The 23,772-nt window shown below is 56.1% G+C and carries 25 protein-coding genes and 1 tRNA gene; 13 read left to right on the forward strand and 13 right to left on the reverse strand.

Going from position 1 to position 23,772, the window contains the following annotated elements:
- Positions 1–46: 46 nt before the first annotated feature.
- Genes OSH04_RS07395 through OSH04_RS07410 form a run of 4 tightly spaced genes read right to left on the reverse strand, consistent with a single transcriptional unit; the run spans position 47 to position 2,387 of the window.
- Positions 47–391 carry a non-heme iron oxygenase ferredoxin subunit gene (locus OSH04_RS07395; protein WP_035271307.1) on the reverse strand — a complete coding sequence of 115 codons (345 nt, stop codon included), beginning with the start codon at positions 389–391 and terminating at the stop codon, positions 47–49.
- Positions 392–413: 22 nt separating this feature from the next.
- Positions 414–1,253 carry a DODA-type extradiol aromatic ring-opening family dioxygenase gene (locus OSH04_RS07400; RefSeq protein WP_266108189.1) on the reverse strand — a complete coding sequence of 280 codons (840 nt, stop codon included), beginning with the start codon at positions 1,251–1,253 and terminating at the stop codon, positions 414–416.
- A gap of 11 nt (positions 1,254–1,264) precedes the next feature.
- The gene (locus OSH04_RS07405; protein ID WP_052159360.1) at positions 1,265–1,561 is read right to left on the reverse strand and encodes an extradiol ring-cleavage dioxygenase; all 297 of its coding nucleotides are present in this window, start codon (positions 1,559–1,561) and stop codon (positions 1,265–1,267) included.
- A 4-nt stretch (positions 1,562–1,565) separates the two neighbouring features.
- Positions 1,566–2,387, reverse strand: a complete 822-nt coding sequence (locus OSH04_RS07410; protein WP_035271311.1) for an alpha/beta fold hydrolase — start codon at positions 2,385–2,387, stop codon at positions 1,566–1,568.
- A 126-nt stretch (positions 2,388–2,513) separates the two neighbouring features.
- Between OSH04_RS07410 and OSH04_RS07415 the strand changes: the two genes are divergently transcribed.
- A complete protein-coding gene (locus OSH04_RS07415; RefSeq protein WP_200884472.1) occupies positions 2,514–3,164 on the forward strand; it encodes a TetR/AcrR family transcriptional regulator in 651 nt (216 codons plus the stop codon).
- Positions 3,165–3,326: 162 nt separating this feature from the next.
- Here OSH04_RS07415 and OSH04_RS07420 read toward each other — a convergent pair.
- Positions 3,327–3,400: transfer RNA gene (locus OSH04_RS07420), tRNA-Gly, on the reverse strand.
- Between the two features lie 202 nt (positions 3,401–3,602).
- On the opposite strand from OSH04_RS07420, the gene trmB reads away from it, so the two are divergent.
- From trmB to lysM, 4 genes are all read left to right on the forward strand, one after another.
- Complete coding sequence (gene trmB / locus OSH04_RS07425) at positions 3,603–4,370, forward strand: tRNA (guanosine(46)-N7)-methyltransferase TrmB (protein ID WP_009463250.1); 768 nt, start codon at positions 3,603–3,605, stop codon at positions 4,368–4,370.
- On the forward strand, positions 4,367–5,314 hold the full coding sequence (gene pip, locus OSH04_RS07430) for a prolyl aminopeptidase (RefSeq protein WP_009463248.1): 948 nt from the start codon (positions 4,367–4,369) through the stop codon (positions 5,312–5,314). Before trmB ends, pip begins: the two co-directional genes overlap by 4 nt.
- Positions 5,315–5,356: 42 nt before the next feature.
- Entirely contained in the window at positions 5,357–5,557 is a 201-nt protein-coding gene (thiS, locus tag OSH04_RS07435) for a sulfur carrier protein ThiS (RefSeq protein ID WP_060186249.1), read from the forward strand.
- Positions 5,558–5,687: 130 nt separating this feature from the next.
- Complete coding sequence (gene lysM / locus OSH04_RS07440) at positions 5,688–6,131, forward strand: peptidoglycan-binding protein LysM (RefSeq protein WP_026484988.1); 444 nt, start codon at positions 5,688–5,690, stop codon at positions 6,129–6,131.
- A gap of 102 nt (positions 6,132–6,233) precedes the next feature.
- Here lysM and ffh read toward each other — a convergent pair whose 3' ends face one another.
- Positions 6,234–7,658 carry a signal recognition particle protein gene (gene ffh, locus OSH04_RS07445; protein ID WP_009463242.1) on the reverse strand — a complete coding sequence of 475 codons (1,425 nt, stop codon included), beginning with the start codon at positions 7,656–7,658 and terminating at the stop codon, positions 6,234–6,236.
- Positions 7,659–7,761: 103 nt separating this feature from the next.
- Between ffh and OSH04_RS07450 the strand changes: the two genes are divergently transcribed.
- From OSH04_RS07450 to ampD, 3 genes are read left to right on the forward strand one after another with little or no spacing between them, the layout of a single operon-like run.
- Positions 7,762–8,613 carry a cytochrome C assembly family protein gene (locus OSH04_RS07450; RefSeq protein WP_009463240.1) on the forward strand — a complete coding sequence of 284 codons (852 nt, stop codon included), beginning with the start codon at positions 7,762–7,764 and terminating at the stop codon, positions 8,611–8,613.
- A complete protein-coding gene (locus OSH04_RS07455; RefSeq protein WP_009463238.1) occupies positions 8,606–8,857 on the forward strand; it encodes a PP0621 family protein in 252 nt (83 codons plus the stop codon). Before OSH04_RS07450 ends, OSH04_RS07455 begins: the two co-directional genes overlap by 8 nt.
- Positions 8,858–8,861: 4 nt before the next feature.
- Positions 8,862–9,497: a 1,6-anhydro-N-acetylmuramyl-L-alanine amidase AmpD gene (gene ampD, locus OSH04_RS07460; RefSeq protein ID WP_250756689.1), complete on the forward strand. Its 636-nt coding sequence runs from the start codon at positions 8,862–8,864 to the stop codon at positions 9,495–9,497.
- Here the strand turns inward: ampD and OSH04_RS07465 are convergent.
- From OSH04_RS07465 to OSH04_RS07485, 5 genes are all read right to left on the reverse strand, one after another.
- Positions 9,485–10,597 carry an alpha-hydroxy acid oxidase gene (locus OSH04_RS07465; RefSeq protein WP_266108190.1) on the reverse strand — a complete coding sequence of 371 codons (1,113 nt, stop codon included), beginning with the start codon at positions 10,595–10,597 and terminating at the stop codon, positions 9,485–9,487. The two genes, ampD and OSH04_RS07465, sit on opposite strands and share 13 nt — an antisense overlap.
- Positions 10,598–10,618: 21 nt before the next feature.
- Positions 10,619–11,299: a Fe2+-dependent dioxygenase gene (locus OSH04_RS07470; RefSeq protein WP_021447015.1), complete on the reverse strand. Its 681-nt coding sequence runs from the start codon at positions 11,297–11,299 to the stop codon at positions 10,619–10,621.
- A gap of 99 nt (positions 11,300–11,398) precedes the next feature.
- Entirely contained in the window at positions 11,399–13,594 is a 2,196-nt protein-coding gene (locus OSH04_RS07475; protein ID WP_266108191.1) for a TonB-dependent receptor, read from the reverse strand.
- Positions 13,595–14,018: 424 nt separating this feature from the next.
- Positions 14,019–15,923 carry a molecular chaperone HtpG gene (htpG, locus tag OSH04_RS07480; protein ID WP_060186243.1) on the reverse strand — a complete coding sequence of 635 codons (1,905 nt, stop codon included), beginning with the start codon at positions 15,921–15,923 and terminating at the stop codon, positions 14,019–14,021.
- 94 nt (positions 15,924–16,017) lie between these two features.
- The gene (locus OSH04_RS07485; protein ID WP_060186242.1) at positions 16,018–16,902 is read right to left on the reverse strand and encodes an EamA family transporter; all 885 of its coding nucleotides are present in this window, start codon (positions 16,900–16,902) and stop codon (positions 16,018–16,020) included.
- Between the two features lie 166 nt (positions 16,903–17,068).
- On the opposite strand from OSH04_RS07485, the gene OSH04_RS07490 reads away from it, so the two are divergent.
- A complete protein-coding gene (locus tag OSH04_RS07490; RefSeq protein ID WP_083054201.1) occupies positions 17,069–17,380 on the forward strand; it encodes a monooxygenase in 312 nt (103 codons plus the stop codon).
- A 64-nt stretch (positions 17,381–17,444) separates the two neighbouring features.
- Here OSH04_RS07490 and OSH04_RS07495 read toward each other — a convergent pair whose 3' ends face one another.
- A complete protein-coding gene (locus tag OSH04_RS07495) occupies positions 17,445–17,987 on the reverse strand; it encodes a carboxymuconolactone decarboxylase family protein (protein ID WP_060186240.1) in 543 nt (180 codons plus the stop codon).
- A gap of 130 nt (positions 17,988–18,117) precedes the next feature.
- Here OSH04_RS07495 and OSH04_RS07500 point away from each other — a divergent pair, with 130 nt between their 5' ends.
- Complete coding sequence (locus tag OSH04_RS07500) at positions 18,118–18,972, forward strand: AraC family transcriptional regulator (protein WP_083054203.1); 855 nt, start codon at positions 18,118–18,120, stop codon at positions 18,970–18,972.
- Here the strand turns inward: OSH04_RS07500 and OSH04_RS07505 are convergent.
- Positions 18,964–19,857 (reverse strand): LysR substrate-binding domain-containing protein, encoded by an 894-nt coding sequence (locus OSH04_RS07505; RefSeq protein ID WP_026484978.1) that lies wholly within the window; start codon positions 19,855–19,857, stop codon positions 18,964–18,966. The genes OSH04_RS07500 and OSH04_RS07505 overlap by 9 nt on opposite strands.
- 154 nt (positions 19,858–20,011) lie before the next feature.
- On the opposite strand from OSH04_RS07505, the gene OSH04_RS07510 reads away from it, so the two are divergent.
- From OSH04_RS07510 to OSH04_RS07520, 3 genes are all read left to right on the forward strand, one after another.
- Entirely contained in the window at positions 20,012–21,004 is a 993-nt protein-coding gene (locus OSH04_RS07510; RefSeq protein WP_035271329.1) for a Bug family tripartite tricarboxylate transporter substrate binding protein, read from the forward strand.
- 15 nt (positions 21,005–21,019) lie between these two features.
- Positions 21,020–22,186 carry an amidase gene (locus tag OSH04_RS07515; RefSeq protein WP_266108192.1) on the forward strand — a complete coding sequence of 389 codons (1,167 nt, stop codon included), beginning with the start codon at positions 21,020–21,022 and terminating at the stop codon, positions 22,184–22,186.
- A gap of 261 nt (positions 22,187–22,447) precedes the next feature.
- On the forward strand, positions 22,448–23,761 hold the full coding sequence (locus OSH04_RS07520) for a ferredoxin reductase family protein (RefSeq protein ID WP_035271333.1): 1,314 nt from the start codon (positions 22,448–22,450) through the stop codon (positions 23,759–23,761).
- Positions 23,762–23,772 lie beyond the last annotated feature (11 nt).

Raw genomic sequence — 23,772 nt, forward strand, 5'->3', positions numbered from 1 at the left:
GCGACCGCAGTTCCCCACACACTCATGTGTCATTGATATCTCCTGATCAGATCGCCGATGAGGCGGCTTCCGAGGCGTAGTCGAGATCCGCATAGATATCGCCGTTTTCCTCGATCACCTTGAACGTTTGCAGATCAACCACGCAGGGATGCCCCACTGCCTGGCCAGTCGGAATATGGAACAAACCGTCATGCACTGGACAAGCAATCAAATCACCATCAACAATCTCGCCAGTGGATAAAGAGGCGGTGGCGTGCGTACAGATGTCATGCGTGGCATAGAACACGCCATCGACGTTGTAAACCGCCAAGGGACACGTCCCGGTTTCCACCTTGCGAACCTCGCCCGGCTGCAGCTCATCACGCCGCATCAGAAATACTTTCCTGCTCATCGTCATACCCCTTTCACCCGCCCTAGCGCGGAAACAGTTGCACAAACCCGAGGCCAGTGACCCATTCGGGAACCGCTTCATAAGCGATGACCTCACCTCGGCCACCTTCCAGCGCACCCATGGCACATGCCCAGTTGCGTACTTCCATGCCACCATTACCGCCGTTGGCCAAGATGTACTCGTCGCTAAGCGCACACATAGCCTCCAGATCAACGCGTTCGGCATAGGCCAGAATTTCACGGTCAAACACCTCATTGACCTGGCCCATTTGCGCCGTACCCACCCAGTGACTAATCCCACCACTTCCGATGACCACAACGCGCTCATCATCGGGATACGACTCCACGGCTTGGCGAATCTGCCGTCCCAGCTCTACGGCTCGTCGCATGCGAATATAGGGATCGACACCGGCCGCCAGATAAACCGGGACAGTGCCAACTGCTGCACCCGAATCCCGCAATGGCTGCACCAGCAACTGATTCGGAATGCCAATGGCATGATCCACCGTCAAAGCGCGCGCAACCGCCCAATCAAAACCAGTCTCATGACCATGCTGCGCAATATGAACAGCCAGACTTTCACTATTGGGAATAAGGCCCCGCGCCAGACCAGGCATCGCGTCCAAAGGACCATCAACATCGCCCGTACCAATCAAGTAGGACGGCAGGCAGGCCGTACCAAACAACATGTAATGATCTGCACCCACAATCACGACGCTGCTGGGTGCAAGCGCTCTTAAGCGCTGCGCACATTGCTCAAATGCGTTCCACATCCGCTGCCGGACAGCAAGCTCGGGCGCCTCGGGCGCCACGAACATGACCGGATCGTGCGGTACGAGGAATCCCCCCACTATTTGACCCATTTTTCTCTCGTCTATTGCTTTAATGCCGCGCTGTGCAGCGGCTCGATAGCACCTACCGGGCGCAGCTTGCGCATGTATGCGCGCATATCGCGCTCTGGCGACAACTCCTGCCAGAAGCCCATGGTCAGCATGGGATTGACTCCCACTTGCTGCAGCCCCAGCACGTCAAACTCGCAAAGCATGCGGCGTTCTTCTTCGCTTAATGCAAAGCGACGCAAGAACCCAGGCGCATCCTCGCGAAAGCGCTGTTTGGCTGCACGGTCGACAGTCAACTGATGCAAGACCCGTTCAAGGACATTCCGACTCATGGCATCACGCGCAAAAGTGCGAAACCAGTCGCAAGAAATCAGCCCGTCTTTCGGTCTGCACCCAATGACCACAGCAACCAAAAAGGTGCAGATCTGCGTTAGGGATCGCGCGCGCCAGCAACTCTCCGCAAGACGGCGGCACAACCTTGTCCTCACGCCCATGCAAAACCAGGGTTGGAGCCTGAATGCTGGACACAATATGTTCCGGGAACCCCTTGACCATCGTTGGCCCGTCCACGTTGGGACGGGGAATCAGTTTGCGCAGTGCGTCCTGCGCACCAGGCCGGGCACTCGCCTCAAAACGTGACTGGATCATTTGCGGGGTAATAATGGTTTGGTCGTACGGGAACAAGCGCAAAGTACGCTCCATGTTTGCCAACGAGGGCTCGTACTCCCAGGCAGAACGCAAACCGGCAGTCTGCTCGAACTGCCCTGCAGGTGTTCCCAGCAAGACCAGCTTCTCTACCCGTTCTGGATGTGCTGTCGCCAAGCCAATTGACAGCGCACCACCAAAAGAATTGCCAACAAAAGAAGCACGCTCGATACCCAGCTCATCCATGATGCCCACCAGATGGCGCACCCAGAGTTTGATGTCGTACTTCGAGTCTTCTTTAAATTCGGTAAAGCCAAAACCTGCGATGTCGGGAACGATCACCCGAAATGACTGGCCCAGCTCATCCATCACACCGCTCCAGTTCGTCCAGCCCGATACTCCCGGCCCGGACCCGTGCAACAAGAAAAGCGGTTTCCCCTGTCCCACATCGAAATAATGGGTCTCATGCCCTGCAGCATTCAATAGTTTCCCTGCTTCTTTTACCGTGCTCATACCCCTCTCCAAACACATACGTATGTGTATAGTATTGAGCAGAAAAAACCTGGTCAAGGAATATTTATTCTGATAAATCAGGGTAATTACCATTGATCCCTTAAAAACAAAACAATACACAACCGCATGGAAATACAAAGGTACAATGATGAACCCTTCATTTTCGGGATCAAGATGACAAGAAACTTAAAGGCGTCCCCCAGCGCAACGCGCAGCCAGCTTGGACCTGCCGATTGGATTCGTGCGGCTCGCAACCTTCTAGTCAGCCGCAGCGTGGATGCCATCCGCGTTGAGGTATTAGCCAAGGAGCTGGCGGTTACCCGAGGGGGGTTTTACTGGCACTTCAAAGATCGGGATGACCTGTTAGAGCAAATGTTGTTCGCCTGGCGTGACGAGGCCACAGAACAGATCATTTCCCGTTTCGAACGCAGCGACCTGCCCCCAAAAGAATTGATTCGCGATCTGCTCTCCCTTCCTTTGAGAGGGAAAGCAGCTGAAGAAGCCGCCGCAACCGAGCTTGCCATCCGCGCTTGGGCTCGCCGAGATGAAAAGGTAAGGCAATTGCTGGACGAAATGGATGCAAAGCGCCTCTCTTACATCTCCCAGTGTTTCAGCGCTTTAGGCTTTGGCGTTGCAGAGGCCCGTTCTCGAGCCTTTGCTCTATACAGTTATGAATTGTCGGAGTCTCTGCTTTCCCGGCAAGGGACTGCCGAACAGAAGCGCGAACGAAATGCACTGATGGAGCGGCTGTTATTAGCACCCCTTAAGCAAGATTGACGTGGCGGTGGGGAGCTCACCTTGCAGATGGGTATTTGTTGAAGGCGCTCCTACACCTCAGAAGCGAGCGCGGGTCATCCACTGCGCGCAATACGCAAAACAGGCCTGTGTAGTCACAAAAGAGAGGGGGCGTCCGGCATTAGCTGCGCAAGGTACGCTTGCTGGAGCGGGTGATGGGAATCGAACCCACGACGGATGCTTGGGAAGCATCAGTTTTACCATTAAACTACACCCGCCCTGATGGAGAGGTCTGCCTCAAAAGCAGACGATCCCGCGAATGGGGAAGCGAAAATTATAGCGCGATCTTTTCTTCATGCGTCGCCCCGGCCCTATCTTTTTCGCGTGCCACCACATGAATTCGGCGGCAAGACTCACTACAATAGAGTTTTCCCGCTTTTAGCTGATACGCGAGCCATTCCTGATGCCCGCGCCACAACCATGACCTCCAGCAACGAAAAACAATCCCTGCTGTCGCCCAATGTCGCGAACAGCAATTCCGGCGAGACCCATATCCGTAGCTTTGTTCATCGGCGCGCGCACATTACGCCCAGCCAGGAGCAAGCCCTGGCGCGCCTCTTGCCCCTGTGGTCGATCAGCTACCGCGACAACATCCTGAAACCGGAAACGGTGTTTGGCAATGACAATCCCCTGATTCTGGAAATCGGGTTTGGCATGGGTGAAACCACCCAGAAAATTGCCCAGGCTCGTCCCGACGACAATTTCCTGGGCGTGGAAGTCTTTAATGCCGGTGTCGGTGCCTTGCTCAAGCGCATTGATGACAACCAGATCAGCAATATCCGCATCATCCAGCATGACGCGGTGGAAGTGGTGCGCGACATGATCGCTCCCGGCTCGCTGGCCGGTATTCATATCTACTTCCCCGACCCCTGGCCCAAGAAGCGCCATCACAAGCGTCGTCTGGTGCAATCGCCCTTTATTCAGTTGCTGACCAGCCGTCTGAAACCCGGTGGCTACATCCATTGCGCCACCGACTGGGAAAACTACGCCGAACAAATGCTGGAAGTGCTGTCCGCCGAGCCCATGCTCAGCAACACGCACGAAGGCTACGCACCCCGCCCCGACTTCCGTCCACTGACCAAGTTCGAGAACCGTGGGCTGCGTCTGGGTCATGGCGTGTGGGATCTGATCTTCACCCGCAATGACACCCCTACCCCTGAACTGAACTGGCCCAAGAAAGAACAATGAGCGCTACCCTGTTCCCGCCTATAGAGCCTTACGCCCAAGGCACCTTGCACACCGATGATGGGCACCATATCTACTGGGAATGCTGCGGCAACCCGGCAGGTAAACCGGCCATTTTCTTGCACGGTGGGCCGGGATCAGGATGTTCTACCGATCACCGTCGCCTGTTCGACCCGCAAAAATACAATGTGCTGCTGTTTGATCAGCGCGGCTGCGGGCGTTCCTACCCTCATGCCAGTCTGGAGAACAACACCACGTGGCATCTGGTTCAGGACATGGAGCGGCTGCGCAAGGAAAAGCTCAAAGCCGACAAGATGCTGGTATTTGGCGGCTCCTGGGGCTCGACTCTGGCGCTGGCCTATGCCCAGACTCATCCCGAGCACGTCAGCGAACTGATCGTGCGCGGTATCTTCATGGCCCGTCCTGAAGAGCTGCACTGGTTTTATCAGGAAGGTGCCTCGCGCCTGTTTCCCGATATCTGGGAACAGTATCTGGCCCCCATTCCCAAGGAAGAGCACGGGGATCTGATTACCGCCTATCACAAGCGTCTGACAGGCGATGACCCCGCTGTGCAGTTACGGGCCGCACACGCCTGGTCGCAATGGGAAAGCAATACCATCACGCTCTTGCCCAGCCAGAATCACCTGGATGCCAAGTCCAGTGATAAAGCCGCTTTGGCCTTTGCGCGTATTGAAAACCACTATTTCATGAACCGGGGTTTTCTGGAGCCGGATCAGTTGCTGAAAAACGCCCACCGCTTGCATGGCATTCCCGGTGTCATCGTGCAGGGACGCTATGATGTGTGCACTCCGGCGCATACAGCCTGGCAACTGCATCGCGCCTGGCCCCAAGCAGAATTTCATATGGTTGCGGACGCAGGCCACGCCTACGACGAACCCGGCATTTTGGCCCGGCTGCTGGCCGCCACCCAGAAATTTGCCATCTGAATCACTCGTCCGGCCCTGGCCGGACCATATCCAGAGACAAGAATGAACATTACCCTGAACGGCCAGAGCAAGACTCTGGCAAACTCCGACACGGTTGGCACGCTGATTATCGAGCTGGGCTACGAGAACAAGCGTATTGCCGTGGAACTGAACGGCGATATCGTGCCCAAAAGCCAGCACGCCAGCACCCCGATCAAAGAAGGCGACACCATTGAAATCGTGGTTGCCGTCGGTGGCGGCTGATACTCGCCCTTTAAAATGCACAATTGCTGACATTCAGCTACGGCTTCGGGGATAAAAATGAGGTCATAATGGGCCGTCTCGCCTGCCATCAAGCAGGCAGCCGTAGAACCCTAACTTCAGGAGCAAAGCGATGGGCGTATTCAGTTTTCTTAAAGATGTCGGCGAAAAACTCTTTGGTGCCAACGAAGCCAAAGCAGCAACAGCTGACGAACTCCAGAAAGAACTGGCCAAACACCAACTTTCCGCCGACGGTCTGAATCTGACGGTTGATGGCGACAAAGTCACGGTTAGCGGCCAAGCCGCCTCCACCGAACAAGCCGAAAAAATTGTGCTGGCTCTGGGTAACACCCTGGGTGTCTCTCAAGTCGACAACCAGCTCAGCGTTGCTCAGCCTTCCGCAGAAGCCACCATGTACACCGTACAAAAAGGCGACACCCTGTGGAAAATTGCTGAAACCAACTACGGCAAGGCAAACGGCGCAAAATACACGGTTATTTTTGAAGCCAACAAGCCTATGCTCAGCCATCCTGACAAGATCTATCCCGGTCAGGTACTGCGTATTCCTGCGCTGTAACAACAACAGCTCAGGACGAAAAAAAGCCCGCGTATGCGGGCTTTTTTTGTTGGTGGTCCTGCCAGAGCGATTCACGCCTTTGCGGCAAGCTCCAAGCGCTTCTTAGCGAAAGCCCTTGAAGCCCTTGCCAGCCAGACCTTTCAAGGCACCCATACCGCCCAGGCCGCGCATCATCTTGGCCATGCCGCCTTTTTTCATCTGCTTCATCATGCCTTGCATTTGCTCGAACTGATTGAGCAAGCGGTTGACCTCTTGCACTGGCACGCCAGAACCGGCAGCGATACGACGCTTGCGCGAGGCTTTGAGCAGTTCGGGCTTGGCACGCTCGGCCGGGGTCATGGAGTTCAAGATCCCTTCCGTACGACGCAATTGCTGTTCAGCCTGACCACCTTGCAACTGGGACGCGGCTTGCGAGAACTGGGCAGGCAGTTTTTCCAGCAAGGAGCCCATATCACCCAGCTTCTTGACTTGCTGCAGCTGGTCACGGAAGTCGTTCAGGTCGAACTTGTCGCCCGATTTGATCTTGTCGGTAATCTTCTGCGCTTCGGCGATGTCGATATTGCGCTGGGCCTGCTCAACCAGCGAAACAATATCGCCCATGCCCAGCACGCGCTGAGCCATACGCTCGGGGTGGAATGGCTCCAGACCATCCAGCTTTTCGGAAACACCCACGAACTTCAGCGGCTTGCCGGTGACATGACGTACGGACAAGGCCGCACCACCACGTGCATCACCATCCAGCTTGGTCAGCACCACACCCGTCAGCGGCAAGGCATCAGCAAAGGCCTTGGCCACGTTGACCGCGTCCTGCCCCTGCATGGCATCGACCACGAACAAGGTTTCAATCGGGTTCAGCAGATCGTACAGAGCGCGAATTTCGCGCATCATTTCTTCGTCAATACCCAGGCGACCGGCCGTGTCGACAATCAGCACATCAAAGTGATGACGCTTGGCGTGATCCAGGGCATTGCGGGCAATGTCGGCCGGTTTCTGGCTGGGATCGGAGGGCAGGAACTCGACGCCCACCTGGGCGGCAACGGTTTTCAGCTGCTCGATAGCGGCTGGTCGATACACGTCGGCACTGACCACCAGAACTTTCTTCTTGCCTGTCTTGCGGCCATGCTGAACGTGGCCGCCTTCGCTCAGCCATTTGGCGAGCTTACCGGTGGTGGTGGTTTTACCCGCACCTTGCAGACCGGCCATCAGAATAATCGCGGGTGGCTGAGCCGCCAGGGACAGCTCGCTGGCGTTGTCACCCAGGTCTGCGCCCATCAGATTGGTCAGCTCCTGGTGAACAACACCCACCAGTGCCTGGCCAGGATTCAAGCTGTCGGCAACTTCAACACCAAGCGCCTTTTCTTTGACCCGTGCGACAAACTCGCGCACGACGGGCAAGGCCACGTCCGCTTCCAGCAAAGCCAGGCGCACTTCCCTCAACATATCCTGAGTATTGGATTCGGTCAGACGAGCCTGTCCGCGCATGGTTTTCACCACACGCGACATACGCTGGGTCAGATTTTCAAACATAGGACTGGGTTCGCTTAAACTAGGTTATCGTGTGGTCTACGAATAAGAATAAAATGGCCACTTGAGGTACGCCCCGTACCGTTTTTCAGGAAATCCGGGACTTATGTCTGCAAGTATTGTATTTCACTTGCTCGCCGCACTGGCGTACATCGTGCTGTCGATCTCGCTCTGGCGTCCGTTGACTCGCGGCAGCACCCGAACCGTACTGAACGCCCCCAGCCGGGTGGCCTTGCTCTGCGCCATCATTGTGCACGGAGCGGGCCTGCTGCTGACTATTGTGCTGCCCCAGGGGCTGCATCTGAGCTGGGCACTGGCCTTGTCAGCGGCAATCTGGCTGGGCATGGTGGTGTTCTGGTTCCAAAGCCTGTATCTGCGTCTGGACAGCCTGCTGCTCATTCTACTGCCTGCAGCCACAATCGTCAGCCTGCTGGCCATGGCCTTTCCCGAAGGCCATATCGTCAACCATGTCGGCAATGAATGGCTACGGATTCACTTGATGATTGCGCTGGTCGCCTATGGGCTTAGCACCGTGGCGGCTTTGCACGCCGTTTTGATGACGGCTCTGGACCGTCAGTTGCACCGCCCTATTCTTCATCAGGAGCAACGCGGTTTGTTCAGCCGGGTTCTGGACACCATGCCGCCCCTGCTGGTGCAAGAGGAGCTGCTGTTTCGCCTGATCCGTGTCTCTTTCGTCATTCTGACCTTCACGATTCTGAGCGGTGCCGCCGTCTCCATGGCGATAGACGGTAAATTTTTGCCCGCCGACCACAAAACTGTCTTTACCTTGCTATCCTGGGTTACATTTGGTGGCTTATTATGGGGTCGGAAACAGTATGGATGGCGTGGTCGCGTTGCCTTGCGCTGGACCTTGGCCGGTTTTGCCTTCCTGCTGCTGGCCTATACAGGCAGCCACTTTGTACTAGACGTCATCTTGCAACGAGGGAAAATTGGGTAAAGTCTTATTTTGGGTTGTCGCCATCCTGGCGGCCATGATCATTGCCCGCATCGTGTCGCAAAACAAGGCCCGCAAGCGCAATCCACCCAACCCCACCATGCGTCCCCCGCGCAAGCAAGGTGCTGCTGAAGAAATGGTCCGTTGCGCACACTGTGGGATTTATCTGCCACGCTCCGAAGCCTTGATGAGCAATCATCACACCTGGTGCAGCCTGGAACACGCCAAGCGCGGCCCACGCAGCTAACGCCATGGCTCGCATGCACCACGCCTACGACCTGGACCGACAGGGCTGGCTGAAACCTCATGCCAATGTCCTGCGCGCCCTGTCACCCAATCAGGATGACCGCCCCGAGGGCGACACTCCGACCTTGCTGGTGCTGCACAATATCAGCCTGCCACCGCAAGAGTTCGGCGGGCCCTACATTCGGGATTTTTTTCAGAACAAGCTGGATATCAGCGCCCACCCCTGGTTCGAGAACATCCGGGACCTGAAAGTTTCGGCTCACTTTCTGATCCAGCGCACTGGCCACATCATCCAGTTTGTTCCTACTACCCGCCGCGCCTGGCATGCGGGTGTGTCGCGCTTTGAAGACCGCGAGCGCTGCAATGATTTCTCTATTGGCATTGAACTGGAAGGCAGCGATTTCGAGCCATTTACAGAAGCGCAGTACCGGGAGCTGTCCCGCCTGAGCCGCGCCTTACGTATGCGCCATAACTTGCGCGCCGTACGTGGCCATGAGCACATCGCTCCGGGGCGCAAGACAGATCCGGGCCCTTTCTTTGATTGGGAACGGGTGAAGCGGGAACATGGCTGGCCCAAAGAAACATTGCCGGAACAAGAGTTGGGACCAAAGCAAAGACAAGTGCCAGATCAAGACCGATAAAGTAGTTCAGGGCCAATATCGGCCAAGGTATTGCAGCCGGTCAGCGCCATCGCCACTTCCAGCTCCGCCCGCAAAATATGCAGGATATGAGCAACACCGGCTGCTCCTGCAGCGGCCAGACCATAAATATAGGGACGGCCAATCATCACGGCTGTTGCTCCCAGCGCCAATGCCTTGAGCACATCTGTTCCGCGACGAATACCGCCATCCATCAGGACCGGCACCCTGCCCTGCACGACCTGACAAACCTGAGCCAAGACATCCACAGAAGCGGGGGCACCATCCAAGGTTCGCCCACCGTGATTGGACACAACAATCCCGGCAACCCCCATCTCCAGGGCTCGCTGAGCATCACAGGGTCGCATGATTCCCTTCACCCAAAGAGGCAAAGGACAGTTCTGCACCAGCCAGGCCAGATCATCCCAAGTCGGGGCCGTATCTAGCAAACCACTGCCAAACAAAGGACTGGTGCCTGCTGCGCCTAAAACCGCCTGCTGCGTGGGGGCACCCCGCAAATTCACGGCATCCACACCTGTGGGCAAGGCAAAGCCCGCACGCTGTTCCTGATTACGCACACCATTGACCGCAGCATCCACTGTCAGCATCAGCGCGGTATACCCTGCCGCTTCAAGCCGCCCCAGCAAATCCAGAGTAAATGCGCGATCCCTTTGCCAATACCACTGCACCCATAAGGGGGCATGCGCCTGTGCGGCAATCTCTTCAAAGGAATGACTGGACTGCATGCTGATGACGCTGGTCGCCCCCATCGCCCCCGCGCCCAACACACTGGCCAATTCACCGTCAGGGTGAGCCAATCGCTGATAAGCCACGGGAGCCAGAAGAATCGGGTAGTCCATGGACTGCCCTTGCAGCGTCAAACGGGTGGAAGGCTGATCAAACGTGCTTAAAGCAGCAGGCCATAAGCCCCAGCGCCCGAAGCTGGCCAGGTTGTCTTGCAGCGTCAGCTCATCCGCCGCCCCTGCACTGAAGTACGCCCAATCCTGCGCACGCATACGCTGACGGGCATACGATTCGTAATCCCTCAGGCAGGCAATCTGAGCCGGGATGCTACTGAGCGGGGGCAGTCGTTCTTGGGACATGGTCAATCAAGCTCCAGGCGATCAGACATCGCTCCATTCACGCAGCAAATTATGATAAATCCCCGTCAGGCGTGACAGCTCCTGGGCATCCGCATTCTGCTTGGCCAGTTGTTGAATGCTCTGATCCAGCTCCCATAGCAACTTGCGTTGATGCGCATGGCGCACCATGCTTTGCGTCCAGAAAAACGAGGCATAGCGCGTTCCTTTAGTGACAGGCTGGACGCGATGCAGACTCGTTCCGGGATACACCACCATATGTCCTGCAGGCAACTTGATGGACTGCGTGCCGTACACATCTTCAATAACCAGTTCCCCACCCTCGTACTCATCCGGATCGCTAAAGAACAAGGTCGTGGACACATCCGTACGCAAGCGCTGAGCCGTGCCAGGAACCGTAAAAATCGCGTTATCAATGTGCGTGCCGTACTCCCCGCCACCCTCGTAACGGTTAAAGCGTGGCGGCAGCATACGCAAAGGCAAGGCAGCGGCAATAAAGCCGCTGTGCTGACCCAGTACGTGCATCAGAAACTCGCCCATCTGGCGAGACACGGCTGCATCCAGAGGCAGTTGCAGGTTCCGTTTGCTGTGCTGGGCCAGATAACCCGCCGTCGCACGCCCATCCTCCCACTGCGCCTGCTCCAGGGCCTGGCGACAGTCTCGCAATTGCTCAGCGTTAAGAACGTCCGGGATAGTAATCAGCATGGGATACCTGCAAGAACAAAAAAAGCACAAAGTCGTACGAGAAGCAGACAGGCCGCCTCAAGAGGGCGGCCCATCTGACTTTACACTACAAGGTGCAACTTACTCGAAGCGGTAAGAGGCATTAAACATGTAGGACCGGCCTGGACCGACGTTGGCAAAAATACCAACGTGAGAGGCATCATACATGCGCACATTGCTGATGTTGTTGACGTTGAACTGGAAGGACACGTTCTTGTTCAGGTCGTAGCGCGCCATCGCATCGTAACGCCAGTAAGAAGGCAGTTTCAATTGGTTGGCGTCATCCACAAAGCGCTTGCCTACAAATGTGGCACCTGCGCCCAAGGTCAACTCGGGCATGATTTTGTAGGTTGTCCAGATATTGAAGCTCTGCTTGGAGATGAACTTCATCTGGTTGCCGTCAAAGACGTTATTGCCGCTGCGATATTTCTTGATCTTGGGGTCCAGATAGGTGTAACCAGCCCACAGATTCCAGTTCGGAGTAATCGCACCAGCCGCGCCCAACTCCAGACCACGCACACGATTGCTGCCACTCAAGGACACGTCACCGGTCAACGGATCAGTAGAGCGAGCATCTTTCTTGTCGGTCTGGAAAATGGCCGCTGTCAAAGACAACTTCTCGTCAGCCACATCCCACTTGGTCCCCAGTTCCCAGCTGTAGCTGCGCTCTGGCTTCAAGTCACGAATTGCTGCTCCGCCTGCCGGGCCATCTGCACCACCGGCCTGACCCAGGTTTTCACCCGTAGGATTTGAAGATGTACCGTAGCTCAGATAAATGGAACCATTTTGTGCGGGTTTGTAGACCACGCCCAACTGGTAGTTCCACATATCGTCTTTGCGAGACTCTTTGGTGTTGTCGGCTTCAAAGCGATCAAAGCGTAGACCACCATTGATCATCCACTGATCATTCAAGGTCACAGTGTCAAAGATGTAGGCCGAACGGGTCTTGATATCGCCGGTTTTGGTCTTGGGACCGTACTGCAGCGAATAGTTGTACTGTCGATTAGGGTTCGGGTCGTAGAACGAGTCAGTATCACGGCCTGGGCCACCCGTCATCGCTTTGTTGTGGATCTCCTCCTTACTGATTTCCACACCTGCAACGATGTCATGCGTGATCGAACCAGTATTAAAGCTGCCGTAAACATCTGTCTGGTTCAACAGAGACTCAGCAACACGGTAGTTCGTACGGTCGTCACGACGGAACTGCAAGCCAGCACCTTCCGTCGCGCAAGCCCCGCCTGCACCTGCGGCGCAGTTATCAAAAGACGGACGCGTCATCAGATAGTGATTCAGAGTCTTGCTGTAACGCGTGACGTTACGCACCGTGAAACGATCATTCAGATCATGTTCGACGCTGGCCGAAGCGGTATCGGCAATGTACTTGCGAAAGTCCACATTGCGGCGACCGTAAAAGTTATCGCGGTCCGCTTCCAGTGGGGTGACGCGATCCGGATTGGCAGCATTCTTGAAAGGAAAGCCCAAGTCCGGCATGTCTTTGTTCTCAAGACGCGAGTAAGACAAGGTCACACGCGTTGGCGTACCCAAACCAAAGGCGATGGAAGGAGCAATGCCCCAACGATCAATCTTTACACCATCGCGCCCTGCCACTTCGCCGCCCATACGCATCAGATTCAGACGGATGGCGCCGGTATCCGAGAAAGCGTAGTTACCGTCAGCAGTCAGACGATATTGATCAGACGTGCCATAGCCCGCTTCCACCTGGAAGAAGTCTTTCAGCTTGGGAGACTTGGTCACCAGGTTCAGGCTGCCGCCGGTACCGCCACGGCCGGTATAAGCCGAGCTGGGACCTTTCAAGACTTCAACCGATTCCAGGTTGAAGGTCTCGTGCGAGCCACGGGAGTAGTCGCGCACACCGTCGATGAAAATATCGGTACTGGCTTCGTAACCCCGGATAAAGGGACGGTCACCCATAGGCGTGCCTCCTTCGCCCGATCCCAGGGTAATGCCAGGAGTCGTACGCAACACATCTTGCAGCGACGTTGCGCCACGGTCCCTGATCACCTCCTCCGGGATCACGGTGATGGAACGCGGGGTGTTAAGCAATGTCTCGGAAAACTTCACCGATTGCGCTTTATGCGCTTGAAAACCATCAATGCCATTAGCATCCGTCGTGCCTTGAACTTTGATGGATTGCAGCTCGGTCACGCCTGGATTGGCGGTTTGAGCAATTGCAGGAGTTGTCAGAGCAGCAAACAATGCTGCGGACAAAACCGTCTCGGCGAACCGACGAGGCGGCAGGGTGGAAACAAACAACATCACCAGCTCCATGTGGTAGTTATCGCTCTTTTTTGGGCAGTGCCATCGAATCAAGTCCGATCGCTCGCTATTAGCGATGTTTCGCTGCCAGATAAGCGCTTTTAAAGGAAGCGGTAATATCAATCATTCTTATTATGAAGTCCATCCAAATCTTACGATTTCCTGAAATTCGGTTCAAAAACCGCGTTTTTGTCCTTACATTGTGGCGTCCATACATCGTATTACGATCAATTCTCATTAAGATGGACAAAAAATAAAAAATCGCTTAGCCACAAACGTTTGTTTAGTCCCCTATCTTCCCGCTTCTCCCCTTAGTCCTCTGCCAATGGACGCAAAAAAGCCTTGATCTTACAAATGAAGATCAAGGCTATGAGGCTAAACACTTGCTGACTCCACCCAGAGGCAGAGCCAGCAAGATTCAGGTTTACAGATTCAACAGCAAGCGGTTCACACGCTTCACAAAACTGGCGGGATCTTGCAATGCGGCACCTTCGGCCAGCATGGCTTGTTCCAGCAGCAACTGTGCCCACTCACCAAAAGCCTCGTCGTCAGCGGCCTGGACTTTGGCGATCAAGGCGTGCTCCGGGTTGATTTCCAGAATCGGCTTGACCTCGGGAGCTTCCTGGCCAGCGGCTTGCAGCATACGCAGCAGGTGCGGGCTCAGTTCGTTGGCATCGACCACCACGCAAGCAGGGGAATCGACCAGACGGGCAGTAATGCGCACTTCCTTGACCTTCTCGCCCAGTGTGGTTTGCAGGCGCTCGACCAGAGGTTTGAAGGTTTCAGCCACTTCTGCCTGATGTTTCTTTTCTTCCTCGTCCGCCAGCGAATCCAGGTCCAGGCCACCCTTGGCCACGGATACCAGTTGCTTGCCTTCAAATTCGCGCAAGTAAGACAACATCCACTCGTCCACACGGTCGGACATCAACAGCACTTCGATGCCTTTCTTGCGGAATACTTCCAGATGCGGGCTGTTAGATGCAGCGGCAAAAGTGTCAGCCGTGACGTAGTAGATCTTGTCCTGACCTTCTTTCATGCGACCGATGTAGTCGTTCAAGGAAACGACCTGCGCCGAACCTTCCTGATTCGTGGACGCAAAGCGCAGCAAGGCAGCGATACGGGCCTGATTGCCCATGTCTTCGCCAGTGCCTTCTTTCAGGACCTGGCCGAACTGGTTCCAGAACTCGGCATATTGCTCGGGCTGGTTCTCGGCCAGATCTTCCAGCAAGGACAGGATGCGCTTGGCACTACCTTCGCGGATAGCGCGGACATCACGGCTTTCTTGCAGGATTTCACGCGAGACGTTCAACGGCAGGTCGGCCGAATCGATCACACCGCGCACAAAGCGCAGGTAGGCAGGCAGCAGCTGCTCGGCGTCGTCCATGATGAATACGCGTTTCACGTACAGCTTCACGCCACGGCGAGCATCGCGGTCCCACAAGTCAAACGGGGCCTGCTTGGGGACGAACAAGAGCTGGGTGTATTCGCTACGACCTTCGACCCGGTTGTGTGTCCAGGCCAGAGGATTCTCGTAATCGTGAGCGATATGCTTGTAGAACTCCTGGTACTGCTCGTCGGTGATTTCCGACTTGGAGCGTGTCCACAAGGCGCTGGCCTGGTTCACGCTTTCCCACTCGTCCTGCTTTACTTGTTGCTGCTTTTCTTCGTCCCACTCTTCCTTGCGCATTTGCACGGGCAAGGAGATGTGATCGGAGTAGCGACGCAGCACGTTGCGCAGTCGCCAGCCGTCCAGGAAATCGTCCTCGCCTTCACGCAGGTGCAAGGTGATGGTGGTTCCGCGCTCGGCTTTTTCAGCGGCGGCAATGGTGAACTCGCCTTCACCGGCGGACTCCCACAGCACGGCCTCCTGATCGCCACCGGCACGACGTGTCAGCACGGACACTTTATTGGCCACGATAAAGGAGGAGTAAAAGCCCACGCCAAACTGACCAATCAGCTGGGTGTCTTTTTGCTTGTCGCCCGTCAGTTGGGAGAAGAACTCTTTGGTGCCCGAGCGCGCGATGGTGCCCAGGTTGGCAATGGCTTCATCACGGGACATGCCAATGCCGTTGTCAGAAATGGTGATCGTGCGCTGGTCCTTGTCGAACTCCACGCGGATACGCATTTCTGGATCGCCTTCCAGCAGGGCTGGATTGTCGATAGCCTCAAAGCGCAGTTTGTCACAGGCATCCGACGCATTGGATACCAGCTCACGCAGGAAAATCTCCTTGTTGCTGTACAAGGAGTGAATCATCAAATGCAGTAATTGTTTGACTTCAGCCTGAAAACCCAAGGTTTCGGACGTATTCGCAGTGTCAGTCTGGCTCATGGTGAAAAAGCAAAAAAATGGGTTGATTGCCGCACGCCAAAGCGCGCCCTATTGCAGACAGATAGGGACGACCCACCATATTTCAAGAGACGGATCAGGCCGCCGGCCCGGATGTCAGGGCAATGACTCCGCTGATCATGATGGCGCAACCGAGCAAACTCCAGACATTGGCCTTTTCGCGCAGGACGACCATACCCAATATGGTGCCGGCCATCATGGACATTTCACGGGCGGGCGCCACCATGGACAAGGGTGCGCCCATGCTTAATGCCTGCAAGACCAGGATGTAGGACATGGGCGATAACAAACCCACTGCAGCCGCCAGTTTCCAATAAGGTTTGAACTTGACGAAGCCTGCCCGCCCCCGCTTGGCGATAAAAGGGGCCAGCATCCCCAGGCGCAACACATTGCTGAACCAGTCCAGCAGGAATGGCGAGATCAGCAGCACCTTGACGCCATAGGCATCGACCACGGTATAGGCCGCAATCAGAATCCCGGTCTGCATGCCCCAACGCACACCCGTCAGCGCTGCAGGGCTGAAAAAACGGCGCAGTCGACCTTGCGTGGCGATCAGCAAAATCCCCATCACGACCAGCAAGATGCCGAGCACTCCCAAAGGACGCACAGGCTCGCCCAGCAGGATAAAAGCACCAATGGAAGAGAGCATGGGGCCCGTACCACGGGCAATGGGATACACCACGGACAGGTCTGCAACCTGATAGCCTTTTTGCAAACTCAGGCTATAGCACATGTGCAGCAAGGCACTAAGCACCAAACAGGTAATGGTCTCGCTGGTCCAGGGCATATTGCCTTGCGTAAAGACCACCCACAGCGTGATGGGGAAATAAAACAGAATGGCAAAAAAGGAATAGGCGAATACAAAATGCGCCCCTGCCATCGCCGCCCGTTTAGAGAGCAAGTTCCAACCCGCATGAATGAACGCAGCACACACCACCAACAACAAAGCGGTCCAGGACATGAGGGCTTCCACCAGCAAATAGCAAAAGAAAAACTATACGCCCCCTTCAAGGGGGAGGCCAGCCAATCACGCGCCTTTCAACGTCCCATGACAAATAAGAGACAGTACTGGACAATTCAAACATCAAGGTATGATGTTCGGCACGTATTTTGATATGGAGCCGATCATGAGCACCCTGCTGTATGTTGATTTTCCCTACCCCGGCCCTTGGGGTTCAGAGATGAGCGAAGCCATGCAAGAACTGGCGCAATCCATCTGCCTGGAACCTGGCTTGATCTGGAAAATCTGGACCGAGAATAAAGAACAGTCCAAAGCAGGTGGCGTGTATCTATTCAGCGATCAAGCCAGCGCGCAGGCGTATCTGGAGATGCACAGCAAACGGCTCAACAGCTTTGGCATCACCGGCATTGATGCGCGCTTTTTTGATGTGAACCAGCCGCTGACAGCCATTAATTCCGGCCCCTTGGCAGCCAAATAAAACACAGACAACAGACGCAAGAAAACCCGCCTGCATATCAGCAAGCAGGCTTCCATATCGATGCTTAGGCAGTCAGCTCAACGGCCTTGAAATCCACCGGAACCTCCAGCGCATTGTTGATGTAGTTGGTGAACAGGTTCAAGGCAGTCACACCGACCAGTTCCACCACCTCACCTTCGGAAAAGCCGGCATCGCGCACGGCTTGCACATCGGCAGCCGAGACTTGCCCACGCTGATCCACCAGCTTGAGCACAAATGTCAAAGCGGCGGCGGTACGTGGATCATCCGACTGACCACGCTGGGCCTGAGCCAGTGTCTCCGGACTTAGGCCTGCATTGGCACCCAGCACATTATGGGCAGCCAGGCAGTATTCGCAACGATTACGGTCGGCAATGGCAACCGCCAATTGCTCGCCCAATTTCGCACCCAGCTTGCCACCAGCAAAGGCACCGAAAGAGCCCCACATGCTGCGCAAGGCGGCGGGCGAATTGGACACCATACGGAACATGGCAGGCACGCTGCCACCAAAGGCTTTTTGAATTTCCTGCAAAGCAGGCTGGCTGGCGGCGGGAGCTTGGGCAAGGTCAGGCAATGTAAGACGCGACATGATGATCTCCTGGTGAAGTGGGCCGGGGTGGCCGGAAAAAGCTTGCAGGGATAGTGTCTCGCCAAGATCAAGATCATTGGATAAGATTAGTCCCGACAACTTACCTTTTCATCCAGATGAGGATGTTTTCATGAACCTGGATCGCCTCTCCCTTCTGCTGGAACAATTCCGTGTTCGGGCTCATTTGTTCTACAACGGCTCTTTGTGTGGCGTAACCCGCTTTGCGGCCCAACCCGGACGGGCCTTCTTGCACATTCTGCGACGCGGCCAGTTAAGCGTGCGCCACGATCCGCGCGATCCCGTGCCGGAAGTCCTGACCATTGACCGCCCCAGCCTGCTGTTCTACCCCCGTCCGCTGGAGCACGCTTTTTACGATCTGCCCAATGAAGGCTCGGATTTCACCTGTGCCACCCTGGATTTTGATGGGGGTGAGCATCATCCCTTGGCCCGCTCCCTGCCCGATCTGATTATCGTGCCGCTGGAAGAAGCGGCCGGCCTTGAACAGGCACTGGGCCTGCTCTTTGCAGAAACGGAGTCCGTGCGCTGCGGCCATCGCCTGCTGGCAGACCGTCTGTTCGAGATCGTGTTGCTGCAATTGCTACGCTGGCTGTTTGACCATCCTGATCGTTGCGAGATTCCCGTAGGCCTGTTTCGAGGCTTGTCGCACCCGCCCGTCGCACGCGCGCTGCTGGCAATTCAGGCCGATCCCGGTCGGGACTGGACCGTACAATCACTGGCACAGGAAGCCAAGATGTCGCGCAGCGCCTTTGCCGTGCAATTCAAGCACTGGGTGGGCGACACACCGGCAGACTATCTGGCCCAATGGCGCCTGTCGCTGGCCTGCCAGCGGCTGGCACAAGGCCAGTCTGCCAAACGTATTGCTCTGGATCTGGGCTATGCCAACCCCTCTGCCCTGTCCCGCCTGTTTCGGCAGCGCACGGGTCAATCCATGCGGGAATGGTTGGCCGCCCGTCAATCAGCTTGAGCGATTCTGCTCCAGCACCGCCAGAAAATTCACCAAGGCCGGGTTGGTATTGTCCGAGACATAAGCACTCATCAGCTCTGCCGCAATATCGTCTGCATCCAGCAAAGGCAGATACTCCAAGGTATCGGTGCGCAAGCGCGCCAGGGAAGCGGGAACAATAGCTGGAGCAATGCCCGCTTCAACCATGACCAGCACCGTGGGCACCATGCTTTCCTGTGCAAAGCGCGGCAGGCAGCCTGAGCGCTGCAACATGCGCTGCTGCAAGAGATGAAAGTAACGCGACTGTTGCCGCGAATACGCCACCATTTCGTAAGAGAAAGCCTGGTGCAAGGTCAGCCCCTGACTATGCTCCTGAGCACGTGGATCATCCCGCCTGACGACAAACATCATGGGTTCGGACTCCACCAGCTGCGGGTTCAAATCGGGCACGGCAAAGGAAGGCCGAATCAAGGCCACATCCACCCGGCGCTCGTAAAGAGCCGCAGGCATATCGCTGGAGTTCATCTCGTAGATCTGTATATCCACCTGCGGGAAGTCCTGTCGAAAGCGATACAAATGCTTGGATACCCCCGCATAGGCACTGCTGGGGGTCAGGGCTATGCGCAACATGCCAGTCTCGCCTCTATGCACTTGCTGTACCGCTTGCAAGGTCTGTTCCAGCTCGTTGCCGATCAAGCGCAGGCGGCGCTGCAACTCCGCTCCCGCCGCCGTCAATTGCACCGTGCGTGTGGTGCGGATAAACAAGGTCGCCCCTACCTGCTCTTCCAGCCTGCGTATGGCCTGACTCAAGGGCGGCTGGGTCATGAACAAACGCTGGGCGGCTCGACCAAAATGCAGCTCTTCAGCCACCACCAAGAACATCTCGCTTAATTTGGAGTCCAGCATATGCCCGCCAATTAGGTTAGGAAAAAGATCAATAACGATTATTTTTAATATTAGACAACATAATTAGCTCTTACTACCATCCGTCCTGACACTTATCAAAAACAGGGCCATACTGCACGTCACTGCGAATATTGGCCCAACGCAGGAGATAGACATGACGGTATTCAAGCATCGCGCCCCTTTACTGAGTGGCCTGCTCACACTGACTTTGTTGGGTTCCGGTTCGGCCATGGCCGACGCGGCTTACCCTTCGCAGCCCATTACGTTTGTGGTGCCCTACGCTGCAGGTGGCAGCTCGGATACCCGCTCGCGCATGCTGGCTCAAAAAATGAGCGACAGCCTGGGCGTGACAATCGTGGTGGAAAACAAGCCCGGTGCCAGCGGCAATATCGGCACCAGCATGATTGCGCGCGCCAAGCCCAACGGCTACACCATCGGCCTGGGCAACTTTGGCCCCATGTCGGTGAACAAGGCGCTGTACGGCAGCAACCTGCCTTTTGATCCTGAACAGGATTTGCAGCCCATCGCCCTGATCGAACGCGGTGCCATGGCACTGGGTGTAAACAGCAACTCGCCCTACCAGTCTCTGGCTGATCTGGTCGCCGACGGTAAGAAGAACCCCGAAAAACTCGACTACGCCTCGACTGGCGCTGGTGGTGCCTCGCACTTGCTGACTGAACAGTTCAAGGCCACCTCCGGCTTTGACGCCGTACACGTGCCTTACCGTGGTGGCGCTCCTGCATCGAACGACTTGCTGGCCGGCAATATCTCCTTTTATCTGGAATTGGCCAGCCTGTTCCTGCCCCACATGCAAATCGACAACCCACGCCTGCGCGTACTGGGTGTGACCTCGGAAGAGCGTCTGAAAGCCATGCCTGACACCCCCACCTTCAAAGAACAAGGCGTGGATCTGGTGGCATCGAACTGGTTTGGCGTGATTGCCCCCGCCGGCTTGCCTGCTGATGTACTGGAAAAACTGAACAAGGCTGTCAACGACGCCCTGAAAGACCCCGACTACCGTCAGATTGTGGAATCCCAAGGCGCGGAAGTTGTAGGTGGCACACCTGAAGAATTTACCGCTTTTGTGAAAGAAGAAACCAAACGCTGGACCACGCTGATCAAGGCACAGAACATCTCGATTCAGTAGTTCCAGTTCTCGCTTATGACTGCAAACCCTTCCCCTCTCGCTACGCAGGACCAGGCTATCCAGGCTTGGTCCTGGCTGGCTGATCCCGCCACCTGTATCAGCACCAATCCCACTGGCCCCTTGGCGGGTTTGAGCTTTGGTGTGAAAGATGTGCTGGATGTTCAAGGCATGCCCACGTGCTACGGCGCGCATTTCCCCAATGCGCTACCGGCCGAGCGGGACGCCGCCTGTGTCGCCCTGCTGCGTCAGGCCGGTGCCATTGCCCTGGGCAAAACCGTCACCGCCGAATTTGCCTACGCAGCCCCCGGTCCCACCCGTAATCCACTGAACCTGGAGCACACGCCCGGCGGTTCTTCCAGTGGTTCGGCAGCGGCCGTAGCAGCTGGCATGGTTGATTTTGCATTGGGCACCCAAACGGGAGGCTCCATGATGCGCCCCGCTGCGTTTACCGGCATTCTGGGTTTCAAACCCAGCTTTGGCGCGGTGCATCGCAGCGGTCTTTTCCTGTTGTGCGACAGCCTGGACACAATCGGCTACTTCAGCCGGGACTTGTCCGTGCTGCGCCGCGTGGCCACTGTCCTGCAAGGCTTACCTGATAGTCAAGTCCCCTCCGCGCCGCGAATTGGCGTGCTGGATGGCAAAGATCTGGGCCCGATCACACCCGCAGCACTGGCCGCGTTGGAACAAGGCTGTGAGCATCTGGAGCAACAAGGCGCCCACCTGGAGCGTCTGCCTGCGGACCCACAACTGAAAGAGCTGCTGATCCTGCAAGGCCAGATCATGGCTTATGAAATGGCCCGCAGCCTGCTACCCGTCTGGCAAGCCAGCCCGGATGCCTTGCGCCCCATTACCGTGCAAGCCATCAAACAAGGCCTGGAATTGCCTGCAGCGGATTACCACGCCTGGCAGGCGCGCCGTCGCCAATTGCAAACAGAATGGCAGGATCGTTATGGTCATTTCGACGCATTGCTAACTCCAGCGGCTCCCGGCCCGGCTCCCTATGGACTGGATAGCACGGGCTCTTCAATACTGAATCGTCCTTGGTCCTTGTTGGGCTGGCCTACCTTGAGCCTGCCCGCGCCCGGTCAAAACAGCCCACTGCCCTTGGGTTTGCAACTGATCGGACAGCCTCACCAGGACGCGGCTTTGCTGGATCTGGCATCGCTTATCTGCCCAGCTTGATGGGCCTGAAAAGCAATCAAAAGAACTACTCTGCAACAAGCTGAAATAGAGTAAACAGCAACCAGAATCATTAACAAATGCTTTAAATAACAAATATTTAGGAGTGCTTTGAGTTTTCTCAAAACACTCTTGAATATTGGCTCCGCAAACGGCTTGGCAGCGTACTAACATCAATAAGGTGTTCCCGGTGCGCTGCGTCGGTACGTTCATCACATCGCGACTACGCAGCACCCGGCTCTTTCAAACAATCCGGAAAAGACCATGCGTCGCCCTCTCTTACTGCTGCTCTCCACTTTCTTTCTGATCTGGGCTGTTGAAGCCCTGTGGCTGGCCCCCTCGCCACCGGGCGATATGCTGTGGGTGGTCCGACAAGAAGGCATGCTGTTAACCGGAATTCTGGCACTGGGCACCATGACGGCCATCATGATTCTGGCCCTGCGTCCCCGCCGTCTGGAGCCCTGGTTAGGCGGCATGGACAAAGCCTACAGGCTGCATAAATGGCTGGGTATCATCGCCATTTTGCTCAGTCTGGCCCATTGGCTCAGCAAGGAATCCAAAGGTCTGATCTCGGCAGCGATCGGCACGGGCGGCCGTCTGGCCAAAACCCCGGTTCCTGAATGGGTCAGCCTGTTCAAGCCCTATGCAAAATCACTGGGTGAATGGACGTTTTACGCGCTGATTCTGATGCTGATCATCACCCTGGCGCACCGCACGATTTCCTATAAAAAGTGGTACAGCCTGCATCGCCTGATGCCAGTGGCCTATTTGATCCTGATCTTTCATGGCGTGGTACTGACGCCCCCTGCTTACTGGAGCGGTATAGGCGGCTGGGCACTGGCGATCACCATGGTGATCGGGACAGCAGCAGCCGGCATCCAGCTGCTACGCAACTTGAGTTCGGCCTACCCGCATACGGGCACTGTGATCTCCTGTACGTCACAAGGTGATGTGCTGGAGGTGCAATGCCGCATGGACCAGTCCTGGCCAGGTCACCAGGCTGGGCAGTTTGCCTTTTTGCGTTTGAAGGGTGAATCCGAGTCCCACCCCTTTACCTTGTCCGATGCGGATCAGGACAACCAGATTGTGCGCTTTCATATCAAGCAGTTGGGCGACTGGACCCGCAGCCTGCCCGAGCGTTTGCATGTTGGCCAGAACATTGAGCTGGACGGCCCTTATGGACGCTTCACTCAGCCGGACCGCGATGACAAGGGCATTTATATCTGGGTAGGTGCGGGTGTCGGGGCCACGCCATTTCTATCCTGGTTAAGCCAGGAACATCAGGACGGTCACGCTCCCTACGCCTATCTGCAATATGCCTGTCAGCATAGTACTGACCCATTGGCTCAGGCCTTGAGCAAGGCTGCCAAAGAGCACCCGGACGTGAATCTGGAAATTTATGCCGATGGCCGTCGCTGGACGCCCAAAGAGGTGCTGCAGCATTACCATGCCGACAAACCTCTGCATATCTGGTTCTGTGGACCGGCTGCAATGGGCCGACAGTTGCGACGTGAGCTCAAGCAAACGCTGCCTGCAAAATCCTGGACCTTGCACAAGGAACACTTCCAGTTCCGCTAAGCCTTTGCTCA

Source organism: Alcaligenes nematophilus (assembly GCF_026344155.1).
Taxonomy (GTDB): domain Bacteria; phylum Pseudomonadota; class Gammaproteobacteria; order Burkholderiales; family Burkholderiaceae_B; genus Alcaligenes; species Alcaligenes phenolicus.